Source organism: Rhabdonatronobacter sediminivivens (assembly GCF_013415485.1).
Classification (GTDB): Bacteria; Pseudomonadota; Alphaproteobacteria; order Rhodobacterales; family Rhodobacteraceae; genus Rhabdonatronobacter; species Rhabdonatronobacter sediminivivens.
In genome coordinates this window covers 41,135-57,774 of sequence record NZ_JACBXS010000010.1, presented here as the reverse complement: position 1 = coordinate 57,774, position 16,640 = coordinate 41,135, and the positions used below count along the sequence as shown (strand labels likewise).

Here is a 16,640-nt window from a genome sequence, read left to right as displayed (position 1 = left end):
GCCCGGACAGTGCGCGACCGGCGCGCAACGCAGGTGGTGCCCGGATCGGGGCAGAGCGCCTGGCTGACGCTGCTGACCGCCGCTGCCATGGCCTTCCTATGCGTGTTCGCCCTGGCGCTGGCGCTGGCGGCGGACCGGCTGGCCGACCGCTGGCAGGCCGCCCTGGCGCAGACCGCCACGGTGCGGATTGCCGCGCCTGCCGGCCAGATCGAGGAACAGACGGCCATCGTGCTGGAGGTGCTGGCCACCACGCCGGGGGTGCAATCTGCCCGGGTGATCGGCGAGGACGAACAGGCCGCCCTGCTGGAGCCCTGGTTCGGTCCGGACCTGCCGATGGATGCGCTGACCCTGCCGCGGCTGGTCGAGGTGATCGAGGCCCCCGGCGGTGTGGACAGCATGGGCCTGCGCCTGCGTCTGGCGGCCGAGGCGCCGGGCGCGATCCTGGATGATCACACCCGCTGGCGCCGCCCCCTGATCGAGGGCGCGGCGCGGCTGCGGCTGCTGGCGCTGGCCTCGATCGGGTTGATCGGCGGGGTCACGGCGGCCATGGTGACGCTGGCCGCCATGGCGGCGCTGGCCACCAATGCGCGCGTCATCGCCGTCTTGCGGCTGGTGGGCGCGCGTGACAGTTTCATTGCCCGCGCCTTTGTGCGCCGCTTTACCTTGCGCACGCTGATCGGCGCCGCAGCGGGGGTGGCGCTGGGGATGGTGGCGCTATGGGCGATGCCGGCTGCCCAGGACGGCGCGGGGCTGTTGACGGGGATCGGATTGCGCGGGATCGAATGGCTCTATCCGCTGGCAATCCCGCCGGTGGCGGCGCTGGTGGCCTGGGCGGCCACGCGCGTGGCGGCGTTTCGTGTGCTCAGAGAGGTGACATGATGGGCTATGCGGTGCAACTGATCCGGTCGCTTGTGTTCATCGGGCAGATGTATCTGGCGATGCTGGTGCTGGCCGTTGCCTTCGCGCCGCTGGTTCTTGTTCATCGCGACTATGCATTGACCGCCTGCCATGCCTATTGCCGGTATGTGCGCTGGTCCGCTGCCTGGATGGTGGGGTTGCGTGCCGAAGTGCGCGGCAAGGTGCCGGATCGCCCGGTGCTGGTGGCGGCGAAGCATCAGTCCTTCTTTGATATCATCCTGATTTTCGGGGTCTTGCCCCGGCCGCGATTCATCATGAAGAAACAACTGGTCTGGGCGCCGCTCCTGGGCTGGTATGCGCTCAAGGTCGGCTGCGTGCCGGTGGACCGGGGCAAGCGTGGCCATGCCATCCGCCAGATGCTGGAGCGTGTCGCCGACGGGGCCGAGGTGCCGGGCCAGTTGATCATCTATCCGCAGGGCACGCGGGTGGCTCCCGGGGCGCATCTGCCCTACAAGGTGGGGACAGCCGTGCTGTATCAGGAACTCGGCCAGGATTGCGTGCCGGTGGCCACCAATGTGGGCGTGTTCTGGCCGCGCCACGGGTTTTATCGCAAGCCCGGGGTGGCGGTGGTGGAGTTTCTGGACCCGATCCCCGCCGGACGTCCACCGCGCGCGTTTCTGGCCGAGCTGGAGGAGGTGATCGAGGCGCGATCCGACGCGCTGATGGCCGAGGCGGGATTTGCGCCCGGAGCGAGAGAGGAACGCACATGAGCCATGTAACAAGCCTGGAGGAGCTGGAGGCGCTCTATGGCACGCCCTCGGGGGCAAGCCTGGACAAGGTTGCGCCGCAGCTGACGCCCGCCTATGCGCGCTGGATTGAACGGTCGCGCTTTTGCATCCTGTCCACAGCGGGGCCAATGGGCGTGCAGGCCACCCCGCGCGGGGATGACGGGCCGGTGGTGCGGATCGACGGGCCGCGCCGGCTGCTGATGCCCGATTGGCGCGGCAACAACCGGCTGGACAATCTGCGCAATATCGTGGCGGACGGGCGGGCGTCGCTCATGTTTCTGGTGCCGGGGTCGAACAATGTCGTGCGCTGCAATGGCAGGGCGGTGCTGAGCCGGGACGCGGCGCTGCTGGAGAGTTTCGCGCGCAAGGGGGTGGCGCCGCGCACGGTGATCGATTTCACCCTGGCCGAGGTTTACATCCAATGCGCCCGGGCGTTGATGCGGGCCGGGCTGTGGCAGGCCGGGAATTGCGCCGAGGGCTTGCCGAGCGTCGGCGATGTTGTGGCCGAGGTGAGCGCGGGCGGATTTGACGGCGCCGCCTATGACGCCGCCTGGCATGGCCGCGCGCGCGACACGATGTGGTGAGCGGGTGCTCCCGCCCCCGGCAGGACGGCTTGCGCCGCCCGGACCGGGGTTGGGCCGGGCGCGCTGGCGCGCGAATTGGGGCATCATGGCGGGCGGTTCCGCGCTGGGGTTTTGGTTTTTGGGGCAAGATGAAGCCGTGGCGCCGGGCCGTGGGCTTCGGTGTTGACCTGCGCTGCATGAGGCAGTAGCGGAATAAGCGTGGTGATTTGTTGCCGGATTGCGGGCCACGTTAAACAGACCGCTAAAGAGGCCTGGGCATCCTTCCCGGGCTGGGTTCAGTCACAAGAGGGGCACGCGACGTCGGCCCCAAGATGCGCAGGGGGTGCCAATGCAGGATCATGGACAGCAGGGCTGGGGGCGGCGGACCCGGATGGTGCATCACGGTGCGCGGCGCAGCCAGTATGGCGAGGTGGCCGAGGCGTTGTATCTGACCCAGGGCTTTGTCTACCCCGATGCCGCCAGCGCCGAGGCGCGGTTTCTGGAGACCGGGCCGGATGAGTTCATCTATGCCCGCTACGGTAATCCCACCGTGGCGGTGTTCGAGGACCGGATCGCCGCGCTGGAGGGCACCGAGGACGCCTTTGCCACCGCCAGCGGCATGGCCGCCGTGTCAGGCGCGTTGATGTCCATGCTGCGTGCCGGGGACCGGGTGGTGGCGGCGCGGGCGCTGTTCGGTTCGTGCCACTATGTGCTCGACCAGGTCTTGCGGCGCTATGGGGTCGAGGTGGTCTTTGTGGATGGCACCGATCTGGCGCAATGGGAGGCCGCTCTGCAGGGTGGCGCGCAGGCGGTATTTCTGGAAACCGTGTCAAACCCCACGCTGGAGGTGATCGACCTGGACGCTGTTGGCCGGTTGGCCCATGCGGCGGGGGCGCTTGTCGTGGTGGACAATGTCTTTGCCACGCCGGTCTTCAGCCGGGCCGTGGCGCTGGGCGCCGATGTGGTGATCTATTCCGCCACCAAGCATATCGACGGGCAGGGGCGCTGCCTGGGCGGGGTGATCTGCGGGACGCGCGACTTCATCCGCAATACGGTCGAGCCCTACATGAAGCATACCGGCGGGGCCATCAGCCCGTTCAACGCCTGGGTCATGGCCAACGGGTTGCAGACGCTGGATCTGCGGGTGCGTGCCCAGACCGCAAGCGCCCAGCGGATAGCCGAGGTGCTGGAGGGGCATCCGGCGCTGTCGCGCGTGATATATCCCGGGTTGCCGGGGCATCCGCAGCACGCCATCGCGGGGGCGCAGATGGACGGGTACGGCACGATGCTGGCCCTGGAGGTGCGCGGCGGCAAGGCGGCGGCCTTCAGGGTGCTGGATGCGCTGCGGATTGCGGTGATTTCCAACAATCTGGGCGATGCCCGCAGCATTGCCACCCATCCGGCCACCACCACCCATCAGCGCCTGTCGGATGCGGACAAGGCGGCGCTGGGAATCACGCCGGGGCTGATCCGGTTCAGCGTGGGGCTGGAGGATGCCGCGGACCTGATCGATGACCTGCAGGCAGCGTTAGCCATGATCTGAATCCTGAAACTGCGCGTATCAGGGTGGAAACGTCACGGAAAACGCCTATCCTTGGCGTCTATCGGCGAAACTGGGGATAGCCTTCATGAACATGCACACGCCTGATGTTGACCTGCAGCCCAGCCTTGACGAGGCAGAGGCCGCGCTCGACGTGCTGCGCCGTTGGGCGGCAAAGGCTCAGGACCAGGAGATTGCGGCGCTTGACCCGGTTGTTGCACGCCTGCTGCCCGATGCTCCGCCGGTGGATTATCCCGTGCTGTCGCGCAGTTACCCCGATGCGTTTGACGCGGATGTCGGTTACCGCGCCGGTCTGCCGGACCTGCAGAACGGGCCGTCCAGCCTGATCGTGGGGGCGCGCGCGCCGATCCAGCATGTCGGTATCTCCAACTTCCGCCTGCCGATTCGGTTCCACACGCGCGACAATGGCGACCTGACACTGGAAACCAGTGTCACCGGGACGGTCAGCCTGGATGCCGGCAAGAAGGGCATCAACATGTCGCGGATCATGCGCACCTTCTATGGCCATGCCGAGCGCACCTTCAGCTTCGGCGTGATCGAGGCGGCGCTGGATGATTACAAATCCGATCTGGACAGTTTCGACGCCCGCATCCAGATGCGCTTTTCCTTTCCGGTGAAGCTGCGCAGCCTGCGCTCGGGGCTGGAGGGATATCAGTATTACGACATTGCGCTGGAACTGTGCGACCAGCAGGGCGTGCGGCGTCGGTTCATGCATCTGGACTATGTCTATTCCTCGACCTGCCCCTGTTCGCTGGAACTGAGCGAGCACGCGCGCATGAGCCGCGGGCAGCTGGCCACGCCGCATTCGCAACGCTCGGTCGCGCGGATTTCGATCGAGGCCCTGCCGGGCAAGCGGCTGTGGTTCGAGGATCTGATCGAACTGTGCCGCGCCGGCGTGCCCACCGAAACCCAGGTCATGGTCAAGCGCGAGGATGAGCAGGCCTTTGCCGAGCTGAATGCCGCGAATCCGATCTTTGTCGAAGACGCCGCGCGGTCATTTTGCAAGCAGTTGCTGGCCGACCCACGCATCGGCGATTTCCGGGTTGTGGCCAGCCATCAGGAAAGCCTGCACAGCCATGATGCGGTGAGCATCCTGACCGAAGGGCCGACCTTCGCCGCCGACAGCCTGGATCCAAAGCTGTTCAACACCCTGTTCCATGTGGGCTGAACCGCGTTGCAATCACGCCGACCTGCGGGCATATATCCCGGGCTGACAGGGTCCGGGATATGACATGAATTACCTCGAATTCGAAAAATCGCTGGCCGAGATCGAAGGCAAGGCGACCGAATTGCGCGCCATGGCCCGCGCCAACCCCGAAATGGATGTGGCCCATGAGGCCACGGCGCTGGACCAGAAAGCTGAAAAGCTGCTGCGTGACCTCTACAAGGGGCTGACGCCCTGGCGCAAATGCCAGGTGGCGCGGCACCCCGACCGGCCCCATTGCAAGGATTACATCGACGCGCTGTTCACCGAATACACGCCGCTGGCCGGGGACCGGAATTTCGCCGATGATCACGCGGTGATGGGCGGGCTGGCGCGGCTGGATGACCAGCCGGTGGTGGTGATTGGCCAGGAAAAGGGCACGGACACCCAGTCCCGTCTGGAGCGCAATTTCGGCATGGCCCGGCCCGAAGGGTACCGCAAGGCGATCCGGTTGATGGACATGGCGCATCGCTTCGGCCTGCCCGTGATCACGCTTGTGGACACGCCCGGCGCCTATCCCGGCAAGGGCGCCGAGGAACGCGGCCAGGCCGAGGCCATTGCCCGCTGCACCCAGAAATGCCTGGAAATCGGCGTGCCCATGGTGTCGGTGGTGATCGGCGAGGGGGGCTCGGGCGGGGCGGTGGCGCTGGCCACAGCCAACCGCGTGGCGATGCTGGAACATTCGGTCTATTCGGTGATCAGCCCCGAAGGCTGCGCGTCGATCCTGTGGAAGGATTCCGAAAAGATGCGCGAAGCCGCCGAGGCATTGCGCCTGACCGCGCAGGATCTGCACAAGCTGGGCGTGATCGACCGGATCATCCCGGAACCGCTTGGCGGTGCGCAGCGCGGGCGCGCGGTGACGATCAAGGCCGTGGGCGCGGCAACCAAGGCCATGCTGCGCGAGATGCAGGGCAAGGATGCAGCGACGCTGGTCGCCGAACGGCGGCGCAAGTTCCTGAACATGGGCGCTCATGGGCTTGCGGCCTGAACAGGGCTGCCCTGGCGGCGTGGTCTCTATCGCTCAGAACTGAAACACCGCCTGCACGCTGACATAGGGCAGGACCTTGAGCTTGCTCAGGTCATCGTTCATCCGGTCTTCGTAATTCTGCAGCCGCTGCGGGAAGCCCGGGTCGCCGCTGGTTTCGGTGCCGGTGAAGCGGCCTTCGAAGCGGGTGACGATGGTGCCCAGATCGGTTGACAGGCGCCAGCCGCTGGCAGTGCCCAGATCCGCGCCCAGCGTGACCATGGGGCTGATGCGGTCACGCGTGCGGATGCGTCCCTGCACTTCGGCTTCGGCATAGGTCACGCCGTCTATCGTCAATTGCCCCGCCGCGTTGCCCGTGGCGCGGTAGTTGGAGATGAAGGCACCCCCGGAGATGCGCAGCCCGCCCATGGGCAGGGCGTAATCTGTCAGCAGGGCCACACCGCCCAGCCGGACATTGCCAGAGAACGCGTTGCCTTCGAAATCGATGGAGTCCGAAAAAGTTGCAAAGCCCATCGGCGTCCTGAGGCCGATGGCGTCATTGATCCGGTAGCGCGGTTCAACCGAAAACCCCATGGTTGACACCCCCACGCCCAGGCCGAACCGGCCCGGCTCGGCGCTGGCTGGGGGCAGACCGATGCACAAGGCGCAGACAAAGCCCAATATGCTGATCAGGGCCGGTTTCTTCACTGTTACCCTCCTGGCAAGGCCAGGGAATGACGGCGCCATGCGCCCTTCCCTGCTGTTGTCTCCATTGCCGGAGTAAGAGGGTAAAACGGTGAAAAAGTGGTTGATAAAGGGCGCCTTCGTGCAACAGGCGCGGGCCTGCGCGGGCGCTCTTGCATGACCGGGGAAACAGGACTCAGTCCGGTCCGTGGGGTGGCAGGTTCAGGCGACCTTTTCCAGTTGCACCTGCGGGACCAGCCCCAGCGCATGGCAGACATCGCGGGTCAGATGCGCGCGGTTGAGGGTGTAGAAATGCAACTGATCCACCCCTTCGCGCAGCAACCGGTCGCACAACTCGGTGCAGAGCGCGGTGGCCAGCAGATCCTCGCGCCCGTCGCGGGTGGCCTTGGCAAAGGCGTCATCCATCCAGCCGGGAATGGACGCCCCGCAGGCGCGGGCGAACTTGCTGATGCCGGTCCAATTCTCGATCGGGATGATGCCGGGGATCACCGGCTTGTCGATCCCGGCACGCGCGCAGGCATCGCGGAAGCGCAGGAAAGTTTCGGGTTCAAAGAAGAACTGGGTGATGGCGCTGTCGGCCCCGGCGCCGAACTTGCGCTGCAGCCAGGCGACATCGGCGGCGGTATCTGCCGATTCGGGGTGGGGCTCGGGATAGGCGCCCACGCGCAGGTGGAAATCACCCGTCGCGGCCAGCGCCTCGATCAGCTCCACCGAATCGGCAAAGCCCTCGGGGTGGGGGGTGAAGCCGCCGGCATCCTTGGGCGGGTCGCCGCGCAGGGCGACGATCTCCCGCACGCCGGCCTTGGCGTAGCTTTGGGCGATCTCCAGCGTCTCGGCCCGGCTGGCATCCACGCAGGTCAGATGCGCGGCCACGTTCAGCCCGAATTCACGGCCGATGGTGGTCACGGCCTCATGGGTCAGCTGCCGGGTGGTGCCGCCCGCGCCATAGGTGACCGATACGAAATCCGGCCCCAGCGGGGCCAGCATACGCACCGTGTCCCAAAGCCGGAAGCTGGCCTCCAGCGATTTGGGGGGGAAGAACTCAAAGGAAACGCGCGGCTGCGACATGGGACACTCCTGACTGTTGTGCCCTTGTCGCATGGCCGTGGATGTGAGACAAATTCATTATCTTCAACATCAATATGAGGCGCACCGCAGGATGCACATCGAATTTCGCCATCTGCGCACCATTCGCGCCATTCATCAGGCGGGCGGACTGGCCCGCGCCGCCGAGCTTCTGAACATGACCCAGTCGGCGCTGAGCCATCAGGTGAAGGGGCTGGAGGAGCAGGCCGGGGTAGAGCTGTTCGTGCGCCGCTCGAAGCCGCTGAAACTGTCGGCGGCAGGCCAGAAGATGCTGCGTGCCGCCGAAGATATCCTGCCCCGCGTCGCCGCGCTGGAGGAGGAATTCGCCGGGCTGCGGCGCGGCAATGCGGGGCGGCTGCATATCGCCATCGAATGCCACGCCTGTTTCGACTGGCTGTTTCCGGTGCTGGAAGCGTTCCGCCACGCCTGGCCCGATGTGGATGTGGATATCCGCCCGGGCCTGGCCTTCGATGCCCTGCCCGCCCTGCGCCGCGAGGAGGTGGATCTGGTGATCTCCTCCGACCCTGAGGATCTGCCCGGTGTCGATTTCATCCCGCTCTTCGACTATGAACCGGTGTTTGTCGCCGCCCGCGCGCATCCGCTGGCCGGAAAACCGTTCATCGAGGCTGCGGATTTCCGCGACCAGACGCTGATCACCTATCCGGTGGAGCGCACGCGGCTGGACGTGTTCACCCAGCTTCTGACACCGGCCAAGGTTGAACCCCGCGCGGTGCGTCAGGTGGAGCTGACAGCGGTGATCCTGCTGCTGGTGGCGTCCAATCGCGGGGTGGCGGTGTTGCCGGACTGGGTCCTGCGCGAGGTCCGCTACCACGCCGATTACGTCACCAAACCGCTGACGGCGCAGGGCCTGACGCGCAGGCTTTATGCCGCCGTGCGGACCGAGGATTCGGCCCGTCCCTTCATGGCGCATGTCCTGCGCTTGGCCCGGACCGAGCCGCTGAAACTGCAACGCACAGTGCAGCCGGTGGGGTAGTCGTTACTGGATCAGCGGTCGTGTTTGCGCTATCCCGCTGCGTAACCGATCCGAAGGAGGCCTCGCCCATGGATATCTGGCAAGAGCTGGAGGCACAGCACGCCCGCATCGGCGACCGGTCCATTCTGGAATTGTTCATGGACCCGAAACGCGCCGAGGGGTTCTCCCTGCACTCCGACGGGATGATGCTGGATTACGCCAAGACCAATATCGACGCGGAAACCCGCGCCTTGCTGGTCGCCCTGGCCGAGGGCGCCGGGCTGGAGGCGCGGCGCGAGGCCATGTTCACCGGCGCGCGGATCAACACCACCGAAGACCGCGCCGTGCTGCATGTGGCCCTGCGGGCGGGGGATGATGCGCAGATCATGGTCGATGGCGCTGATGTGATGGCGCAGGTCCGCGCGACCCGCGCCCGCGCCTGTGCCTTTGCCGAAGATGTTCGCAGCGGGCGGTTTGCGGGGCAGGCGGGGCGGATCACCGATGTGGTCAATATCGGTATCGGCGGCTCTGACCTGGGCCCGGCCATGGCCACGCTGGCGCTGGCGCCGTTCCATGACGGGCCGCGGGTGCATTATGTGTCCAACGTGGACGGGGCGCATATACAGGACGTGCTGGCCAGGCTGGACCCTGAACGGACGCTGGTGATCGTGGCCTCCAAGACCTTCACCACCATCGAAACCATGACCAACGCGCAAACCGCCCGCGACTGGATGGCGGCGAAGGTCAGCGACCCGGGCGCGCAATTCGCCGCTGTCTCTACCGCGCAGGAGCGCACGGCGGCCTTCGGCATCGCGCCCGAACGGGTGTTCGGCTTTGAGGATTGGGTCGGCGGGCGCTACAGCCTGTGGGGGCCGATCGGGCTGGCGCTGATGATCGCCGTGGGGGCGGAGCGGTTCGGGGAATTCCTGGCCGGGGGCCGTGCAATGGATGACCATTTCCGTACCGCCCCCCTGGGCGCCAACATGCCCGTGCTGCTGGCGCTGGTGGGGGTCTGGCACAACCAGATCTGCGGCCATGCCACCCGCGCGGTGCTGCCCTATGACCAGCGGCTGGCGCGGCTTCCGGCCTATCTGCAACAGCTGGAGATGGAATCGAACGGCAAGCGCGTGGCGCTGGATGGCAGCGACCTGCCGCGCCATTCCGGCCCCGTGGTCTGGGGCGAGCCGGGAACCAACGGCCAGCACGCGTTTTTCCAGCTGATCCACCAGGGCACGCGGGTGGTGCCCTGCGAATTCCTGCTGGCCGCGCGCGGGCATGAGCCGCATCTGGCGCATCAGCACCGGCTGCTGGTGGCCAATTGTCTGGCCCAGTCCGAGGCGCTGCTTCGCGGCCGGTCGCTGGACGAGGCCCGCGCGACCCTGGCCGCCAAGGGGCTGGAGGGCGCGGCGCTGGAGGAACAGGCCCGCCACCGGGTGTTTCCGGGCAACCGCCCCTCGACCACGCTGATCTATCCGCAGCTGACACCTTTTGTGCTGGGCCAGATCATTGCGCTTTATGAACACCGGGTTTTCGTCGAAGGGGTGATCCTGGGACTGAATTCCTTTGATCAATGGGGGGTAGAACTGGGCAAGGAGCTGGCGCAATCCCTCGGCCCGGTGCTGGACGGGCAGGCCAGTGCGGTGGACAAGGACGGCTCGACCCGGCAATTGCTGAGTTTCGTGCAGGGCCACGACGGCTGAGGGCGGTCAGATCCGATAGCGCAGGCTGGGGGTGACAATCGCGGCGAAGGCCACACCGGTCAGAAAGCCGCCCAGATGCGCCTCCCACGCCAGCAGGCCCGACAGCAGCAGCCAGAGCAGCACGTTCAGCCCCGCCAGCCCCGCCAGCGACCGCCACAGCGGCCCCATGGCCGCCCCGGTATGGCGGCGCAACTGCCATTCCCAGAACTTCCACGCGCCGATCAGCCCGAACACCGCGCCTGACGCGCCCACCATCGGCGCCGTGCTGGAGGACAGCAGCGCAAACCCCGCCGCCCCGCCGATGCTGGTCAGCACATAGAGCAGCAGGAACCCCTGCTGCCCGATCCGCGCCACCACGATCCCCCCCAGCGCCAGCACCGCCATCATGTTGCCGATCAGATGCAGGAACCCGCCATGCAGAAAGGCATAGCTGAGGAACATCACCTCGCGCTGGAAGGGATAGAGCGCCTCCCACCCGGCGCTGATCAGCCCGTTCCAGAAGGCGCCATAGACCATGGCGACCTGGCGCAGATTGCCCTGGCCGATCAGATCGGCGCCCAGCAGGGTGAACATGGCTTCGGGGATGCAGGTAAGACCGACCAGCCAGAGCACGGCAGGCGCGTTGGGCCGGTTGGACAGACGGGCGAAATCACTCATGCCCGAAGGTCTGACCGGTCCCGGCGCAGGCTGCAAGGCCGAACGATCGCCGCCCGGTAAATTCCACGCAATGCGCGGGTCAGCATCCGGTCCCGCGCAGCACCACGGTCACGGTGGCGGCCAGCACCGACAGGTCGCGGGTAAAGCTGACATCGCGTTCATAGATGGCGTCCAGTTCGGCGCGGCGAATGAACGCGGCCTCGTTGCGTTCGGACACCTGCCACAGGCCGGTCAGGCCGGGGCGCAGGGCGAAATAGCTGGGCGCATAATGGCCGTAGAGGGGAAGCTGCTCGGGCAGCATGGGGCGCGGGCCGACCAGGCTCATATCGCCACGCAGCACGTTGAAGAGTTGCGGCAACTCATCCAGCGAGGTCTGGCGCAGCAGCCGGCCCAGCGGCGTGACACGCGGATCCTGGCGCAGCTTCTGCGTGCGATCCCATTCATCCCGCAGGGCGGGGTTGGCGTTCAGGATATCAGCGAGCACCCGGTCAGCATCGCGCACCATGGTCCGGAACTTCCAGACCCAGAAGACGCGGCCGTTCTGCCCCAGTCTTTTTTGCGCATAGAACGGATTGCCTCCTTCGCGCCACAATGCCGCCGCAACAATCACCATAACGGGCAATACTACCGGCAGAGCAAGGGCGATGAACACAAGGTCAAGGAGGCGCTTCAGGACATGACGATAGAGACGAAACCCACGCGCCGTTTCCGCGGGCGTCTCGCCGCGTTCCAGCTGCGGAAGGCTATGGAAGTGGAGCGTCATCATCATCATTATCATTCACCGATCAGAGCGCAGAGTCCGGCCAAGCACGAGCCACGGCGGTTGGGTTCATGAGAGCCCGCAGCGCCGTCATTCGTAATGCGAGTGCCGTTTGAGCATGGTTACGAATTGGTTATGTGCCCAATTTTAGACAAAAGGAAATGGGTGTCGGCGAGATGTGATCGGAACAAATAGTTTCGCTGCAGGAAACCCTATATTTTTAAATAAAATCAAATTGTTATGTGGTAACCGCTTTTGTCGCCCATGCGCGTCAAATTGACCGGGCAAGGGTGGTCTTGTTTGCCCCACAACCCTGGGTTGAATTGCCTTTATCTTTAGTAAATTCAGGGATGAGTTCTCAGAAATGCGCGAATCAACGTGATGGAAAATTCAGGCCCCGATGCGTTGAAACTACTTGCCTCTGCCCGGCCCGGCAACATGCGTTTTCGCGCGACCGTGGAGCGCGTTGACCATCTTCCTGCCCGGATTTGTTTCAACTTTCGCCATCCTTGCCCTATAGACCCTCCCCAATGAACCGCACCTCCGAACAACGGCGTACCCGCTGATGGCAAGCAGACTCGCATCCTATCTGGATTTCTTCGGCTTTGCGCAGCGTCCCTTCGCCCTGACGCCTGACCCGGAGTTCCTGTACTGGACAGATGCGCATCGTGGCGCCTATGCGATGCTGCAATACGGGCTGAACACCCATGCCCCCATCACCCTGCTGACCGGCGAAATCGGATCCGGCAAGACATTGCTGCTGCAGTATTTCGTTGAGGATCTGGACGAGGATGTGACCCTTTCGATGGTCACCAACACCCGCCCGGGCACGCGCGACATCCTGCAATGGCTGCTGCCCGAACTGGCGAACCAGAGCACCGGCGATGAACGCACCTTTCGCAGGGTGCGCGAGTTCTTCATCAACGAATACAACGAAGGGCGCCGGGTCGTCCTGATCATCGACGAGGCGCAGAACCTCAGCCTGGAGGCGCTGGAAGAGCTGCGCATGCTCACCAACATCAATATCGGCAAGGAGGATGTGCTGCAGCTGTTCCTGGTTGGCCAGCCCGAGTTGCGCGACATGGTGCGCCGCCCCGAGCTGATCCAGTTCGCCCAGCGTGTGGCGGCCAACTACCATATTCCGGTGATGGATCAGGACACGGTTGCCGGCTATGTCGCGCATCGCCTGCGGGTGGCGGGCGGGCAGCCCTCGACCTTCAGCCGACAGGCCGCCGATCTGGTGCACAGTGCCACCGGCGGGGTGCCGCGGCTGGTCAACCAGCTCTGCGACCTGTCGTTGACCTACGCCTTTGCCGAACAGCAGCCCATGGTGCGCCGGGCGACGGTGCAGGCGGTGCTGGATGACGGGCTGTTCTTCAGCGCCGGGGCGCCCCCGCCCTGAGGGAACCCCGGCACGGCTGTGTCACCAGTGGCCGGTATTCCCCATGCTGGCCCAGGGTTCGCGCGGCTCCAGCGCATTGCCCTGCTGCAGCAATTCGATGGAGATATTGTCCGGAGAGCGCACAAAGGCCATGCGCCCGTCGCGCGGGGGGCGGTTGATGGTCACGCCATTGTCCATCAGGTGCTGGCAGATCGCGTAAATGTCCTCGACCGCATAGGCAATATGGCCGAAATGCCGGCTGTCCGAGGGCAGGCCGTCATCCCCGTCCCAGTTCCAGGTCAGCTCGATCGGGCATTCGGGCTGGCCAGGGGGCGCCATGAAGACCAGCGTGAAACGGCCCTGGTCATTCTCGTATCGGCGCGTTTCCTCCAGCCCCAGAAGCCTGTAGAAGTCCATGGATTTCTCCAGGTCCAGAACCCGGACCATCGTGTGCAGGTATTTCATCGGTCGTTCTCTCTCTCTTTCTCGTTCATGGCGGTGCGTGCCCAAAGGAGTCTATCCGGGCGCGGGCGCGAGGCAAGGGCGGTTCCCGGTTGCAGAGCAACGCCTGCTGTCGCTAAACAAGGCTGGAACGACAGGCCGGGGGACGCCATGCAAACCTATCTGGATGCCTTGCGGTTGATCCTGCGGGACGGCGTGCCTTCGGATGATCGGACCGGCACGGGCACGCTGTCGTATTTCGGACTGCAGATGCGCTACCCGCTGGAGCAGGGGTTTCCGCTGGTAACCACCAAGAAGGTGCATCTGAAATCAGTCCTGCACGAGCTGCTGTGGTTCCTGTCGGGCGATACGAATATCGGCTATCTGCAGCGCAATGGCGTATCGATCTGGGATGAATGGGCCGATGACAACGGCGATCTGGGACCGGTCTATGGCAAGCAGTGGCGTGATTTCGGGGGCATGGATCAGATCACCGCGCTGGTCGATACCATCCGCACCACCCCCGACAGCCGCCGGATGATCGTTTCTGCCTGGAACCCGGTGGATGTGCCGCAGATGGCATTGCCGCCCTGCCATACCATGTGGCAGGTCCGGGTGCTGGGCGGGCGGCTGCATCTGCAGCTTTACCAGCGTTCGGCGGACATGTTTCTGGGGGTGCCGTTCAACATCGCCTCTTATGCCGCGTTGCAGATGATGCTGGCCCATGTCACCGGCTACCGGCCCGGGGATTTCGTGCATGCCATCGGCGATGCGCATATCTATTCCAACCATATGGAGCAGGTGCAGACGCAACTGTCGCGTAGCCCGCGCCCCTTGCCGCAGTTGCGGTTTCGGCGCGACGTCCGGGATATCCTGGAGTTCCGCTATGACGATTTCGAGATCACCGGCTATGACCCGCATCCGGCGATCCGCGCCCCGGTGGCGGTGTGATCCGCCCGTCCCCCCCCGCCCGGCCCGGGCGCCCCACCCACCCACCCTTGCGCCCGCGCCGGGCGGGGGGGGACGGGCGGTGGTGCTTCGCAGGAGGGGGCGCATGCTGAGCCTTGTGGTCGCCCGGGGCCGGAACGGGGCGATCGGGCTGGGGGGGGCAATCCCCTGGCACGCGCCCGAGGATCTGGCCTTCTTCCAGCGCGAGACCCTGGGCGGGGCGCTGATCATGGGGCGGCGGACATGGGAGAGCCTCCCGCGCCGTCCGCTGCCGCGCCGCCATAACATCGTGGTGTCCTCGACCGCGCTTGAGGGGCCACAGGCGGTGGTGGCGAGCATTGACGCTGCCCTGGCCGAAGCGCAGCGCGCCGGACATGCGCGGGTCTATGGTGTGGGTGGCGCGCGCATCTATGCCGCGCTGATGCCTCTTGCAGAGCGGCTGGTCGTGACCGAGGTGGAGATCGACATTGCCGGGGCGGATACGTTCTTTCCGGAGTTCGATCTGCGCGAATGGGCGCTGGTGGGCAGCTTCCCGCTGCGCGAGGTGCCTCCGGTCTGCGTGGCGCATGAGTATCTGCGCCGCCCTCTTGTCCCGGCGCCGGGAAGGGAATAGCGCTGCGGGATCATGAAATCCCAAAGGATCCGAAGGTATGCAGATTCAGGTAAATACGGACAACACCATCCAGGGGCGCCAGGATGTGGTGCAGATGGTCGAATCGGTGGTCAAGTCGAAGCTGGATGCGGTGTCCCAGTCGATCACGCGGATCGAGGTGCATCTGCAGGACCAGAACGCCCATAAATCCGGCCCCGATGACAAGCGTTGCATGGTCGAGGCCCGGTTGCAGGGGCGTGCGCCGCTGTCGGCCACCCATGATGCGGACAATATCACCTCGGCCGTTTCGGGCGCGGTGGACAAGCTGCGCAACGTTCTTGACACGGAACTGGGCAAGCTGCGTCAACGCCGCTGACGCAGTGGCGCCAGGCCCGGGCGCTGGGTGATCTGGCGATCATGCAGGGCCCGGGCCTGGCGCATATGGGGGTGCCCCGGGCCATGCTGCCCAACAGATTGTTGCGCCGCAGGGCCGTGGACCCCGCCGCCCACCCCTTCGCCGGTTTGCGCGAAAGAGATCACTGTGGCGAAAATGCTTTATCTTCATTAACTTTTGAGGCGACCTTAATCCCCGGCGTTGTCTGAAACGCGCCGATTTGCTACCAAACAACAAACAAAAAAGACGTGCAGGCAAGAAATCGTAACGAGTCAAAGGGTGTCGGCGGGTGTGAGTTGTCACGAAAGTCGTGATGGCGAAGCGCATGCCAGGTGCCTGATCGGGCAGGGCAGAGCAGATGACGAGAGCCTCTTGTGACGGGGTATTCGGTGCCGTTGTGCGCCACGGTACCCATGCGGCAACACGGTTGCATGTTGCCGCGCTGATTGCGTTGGGGACATTGGTGGCGCTTGTTGCCGGGTGCGATACGGCCGGGGTGCAGCGCAATTTCGGCCTCCCGGCCAGTGATCGGATCGAAACCGCCGAGGCAACTGCGCAATACGCCATCGTGCCGACCTCGCGCGCCTATGTGAACAGTTCCAACGCATTGCTGGTGCTGGAGCGCGATCTGGGCAGCGCGCTTGAGCAGCGGATCACCCTGCCCAACAGCACGTCCCTGGCGGGCGAGAACAAGATCCTGCTGCGGGCGCAAACCTCGGCCAGTGCCAGTCCGAACCGCTTGGTCATGGAGGACGTGCTGACCCGTTTCGGGGGCGCGCCGGCGCCCTTTGCCGCGACCTCGGGTCAGCAATTCATGACCGTCGAGGACCGTTACGGCAGCTATGTTCATACCACCCGGCAAATGGGCAACGGGGTTGTCTGCGTCCTGGCGTTCCGGCGGGCCCCATCGGGCGCCCGGCCCCTGCCGCGGGGCAGCACCGCGCTGGACATCATGCTGCGCAATTGCATCGAGGGTAGCGCCGAACAGGCGCTGGCGCCGATCGGCGAAGCGGCCTTTGGTCTGGCGACCCCGCGGTCCGGGGCACGCCAGTGACCCCGCGCACC

At 65.4% G+C, this 16,640-nt stretch carries 18 protein-coding genes and 1 riboswitch; of the genes, 13 read left to right on the top strand and 5 right to left on the bottom strand.

The genetic code is table 11. The annotated features are described in order from the left end of the window. Positions 1–9 precede the first annotated feature (9 nt). The 6 genes from HUK65_RS06725 to HUK65_RS06700 all read left to right on the top strand — a co-directional run bounded on the left by HUK65_RS06725 (position 10) and on the right by HUK65_RS06700 (position 5,962). Positions 10–879 carry a cell division protein FtsX gene (locus HUK65_RS06725; RefSeq protein ID WP_179905437.1) on the top strand — a complete coding sequence of 290 codons (870 nt, stop codon included), beginning with the start codon at positions 10–12 and terminating at the stop codon, positions 877–879. Next, positions 879–1,628 (top strand): lysophospholipid acyltransferase family protein, encoded by a 750-nt coding sequence (locus HUK65_RS06720; protein ID WP_179905436.1) that lies wholly within the window; start codon positions 879–881, stop codon positions 1,626–1,628. Before HUK65_RS06725 ends, HUK65_RS06720 begins: the two co-directional genes overlap by 1 nt. Then, on the top strand, positions 1,625–2,230 hold the full coding sequence (locus HUK65_RS06715) for a pyridoxamine 5'-phosphate oxidase family protein (protein ID WP_179905382.1): 606 nt from the start codon (positions 1,625–1,627) through the stop codon (positions 2,228–2,230). Before HUK65_RS06720 ends, HUK65_RS06715 begins: the two co-directional genes overlap by 4 nt. A 188-nt stretch (positions 2,231–2,418) precedes the next feature. Further along, positions 2,419–2,496: riboswitch (SAM riboswitch) on the top strand. Positions 2,497–2,558: 62 nt separating this feature from the next. After that, positions 2,559–3,752, top strand: a complete 1,194-nt coding sequence (gene metZ / locus HUK65_RS06710) for an O-succinylhomoserine sulfhydrylase (protein ID WP_179905381.1) — start codon at positions 2,559–2,561, stop codon at positions 3,750–3,752. An 85-nt stretch (positions 3,753–3,837) separates the two neighbouring features. Continuing rightward, positions 3,838–4,938 (top strand): GTP cyclohydrolase FolE2, encoded by a 1,101-nt coding sequence (gene folE2, locus HUK65_RS06705; RefSeq protein WP_179905380.1) that lies wholly within the window; start codon positions 3,838–3,840, stop codon positions 4,936–4,938. A 64-nt stretch (positions 4,939–5,002) separates the two neighbouring features. Continuing rightward, positions 5,003–5,962 (top strand): acetyl-CoA carboxylase carboxyltransferase subunit alpha, encoded by a 960-nt coding sequence (locus tag HUK65_RS06700; RefSeq protein WP_179905379.1) that lies wholly within the window; start codon positions 5,003–5,005, stop codon positions 5,960–5,962. 33 nt (positions 5,963–5,995) lie between these two features. Here the strand turns inward: HUK65_RS06700 and HUK65_RS06695 are convergent, their stop codons facing one another. Then, entirely contained in the window at positions 5,996–6,646 is a 651-nt protein-coding gene (locus HUK65_RS06695; RefSeq protein ID WP_179905378.1) for a hypothetical protein, read from the bottom strand. A 198-nt stretch (positions 6,647–6,844) separates the two neighbouring features. Further along, positions 6,845–7,711 carry a methylenetetrahydrofolate reductase [NAD(P)H] gene (gene metF, locus HUK65_RS06690; protein WP_179905377.1) on the bottom strand — a complete coding sequence of 289 codons (867 nt, stop codon included), beginning with the start codon at positions 7,709–7,711 and terminating at the stop codon, positions 6,845–6,847. Between the two features lie 91 nt (positions 7,712–7,802). On the opposite strand from metF, the gene HUK65_RS06685 reads away from it, so the two are divergent. Together HUK65_RS06685 and pgi are read left to right on the top strand one after the other, a co-directional pair. Next, on the top strand, positions 7,803–8,723 hold the full coding sequence (locus tag HUK65_RS06685; protein ID WP_179905376.1) for a LysR family transcriptional regulator: 921 nt from the start codon (positions 7,803–7,805) through the stop codon (positions 8,721–8,723). Positions 8,724–8,791: 68 nt separating this feature from the next. Continuing rightward, positions 8,792–10,402 carry a glucose-6-phosphate isomerase gene (pgi, locus tag HUK65_RS06680; protein WP_179905375.1) on the top strand — a complete coding sequence of 537 codons (1,611 nt, stop codon included), beginning with the start codon at positions 8,792–8,794 and terminating at the stop codon, positions 10,400–10,402. 6 nt (positions 10,403–10,408) lie between these two features. Here pgi and HUK65_RS06675 read toward each other — a convergent pair whose 3' ends face one another. Together HUK65_RS06675 and HUK65_RS06670 are read right to left on the bottom strand one after the other, a co-directional pair. Beyond that, positions 10,409–11,059 carry a rhomboid family intramembrane serine protease gene (locus tag HUK65_RS06675; RefSeq protein WP_179905374.1) on the bottom strand — a complete coding sequence of 217 codons (651 nt, stop codon included), beginning with the start codon at positions 11,057–11,059 and terminating at the stop codon, positions 10,409–10,411. A 79-nt stretch (positions 11,060–11,138) separates the two neighbouring features. After that, positions 11,139–11,822, bottom strand: coding sequence for a sugar transferase (locus HUK65_RS06670; protein ID WP_179905435.1), 684 nt, complete (start codon positions 11,820–11,822; stop codon positions 11,139–11,141). A 562-nt stretch (positions 11,823–12,384) separates the two neighbouring features. Between HUK65_RS06670 and HUK65_RS06665 the strand changes: the two genes are divergently transcribed. Beyond that, complete coding sequence (locus HUK65_RS06665; protein ID WP_179905373.1) at positions 12,385–13,221, top strand: ExeA family protein; 837 nt, start codon at positions 12,385–12,387, stop codon at positions 13,219–13,221. Between the two features lie 21 nt (positions 13,222–13,242). On the opposite strand, the gene HUK65_RS06660 is transcribed toward HUK65_RS06665, so the two are convergent. Continuing rightward, on the bottom strand, positions 13,243–13,665 hold the full coding sequence (locus HUK65_RS06660) for a VOC family protein (RefSeq protein WP_179905372.1): 423 nt from the start codon (positions 13,663–13,665) through the stop codon (positions 13,243–13,245). Positions 13,666–13,812: 147 nt separating this feature from the next. On the opposite strand from HUK65_RS06660, the gene HUK65_RS06655 reads away from it, so the two are divergent. The 4 genes from HUK65_RS06655 to HUK65_RS06640 all read left to right on the top strand — a co-directional run bounded on the left by HUK65_RS06655 (position 13,813) and on the right by HUK65_RS06640 (position 16,629). Then, a complete protein-coding gene (locus HUK65_RS06655; RefSeq protein WP_179905371.1) occupies positions 13,813–14,592 on the top strand; it encodes a thymidylate synthase in 780 nt (259 codons plus the stop codon). 103 nt (positions 14,593–14,695) lie between these two features. After that, entirely contained in the window at positions 14,696–15,202 is a 507-nt protein-coding gene (locus tag HUK65_RS06650) for a dihydrofolate reductase (protein WP_179905370.1), read from the top strand. A gap of 37 nt (positions 15,203–15,239) precedes the next feature. After that, complete coding sequence (locus HUK65_RS06645; protein ID WP_179905369.1) at positions 15,240–15,557, top strand: HPF/RaiA family ribosome-associated protein; 318 nt, start codon at positions 15,240–15,242, stop codon at positions 15,555–15,557. A gap of 376 nt (positions 15,558–15,933) precedes the next feature. Beyond that, entirely contained in the window at positions 15,934–16,629 is a 696-nt protein-coding gene (locus tag HUK65_RS06640; protein WP_179905368.1) for a hypothetical protein, read from the top strand. Positions 16,630–16,640 lie beyond the last annotated feature (11 nt).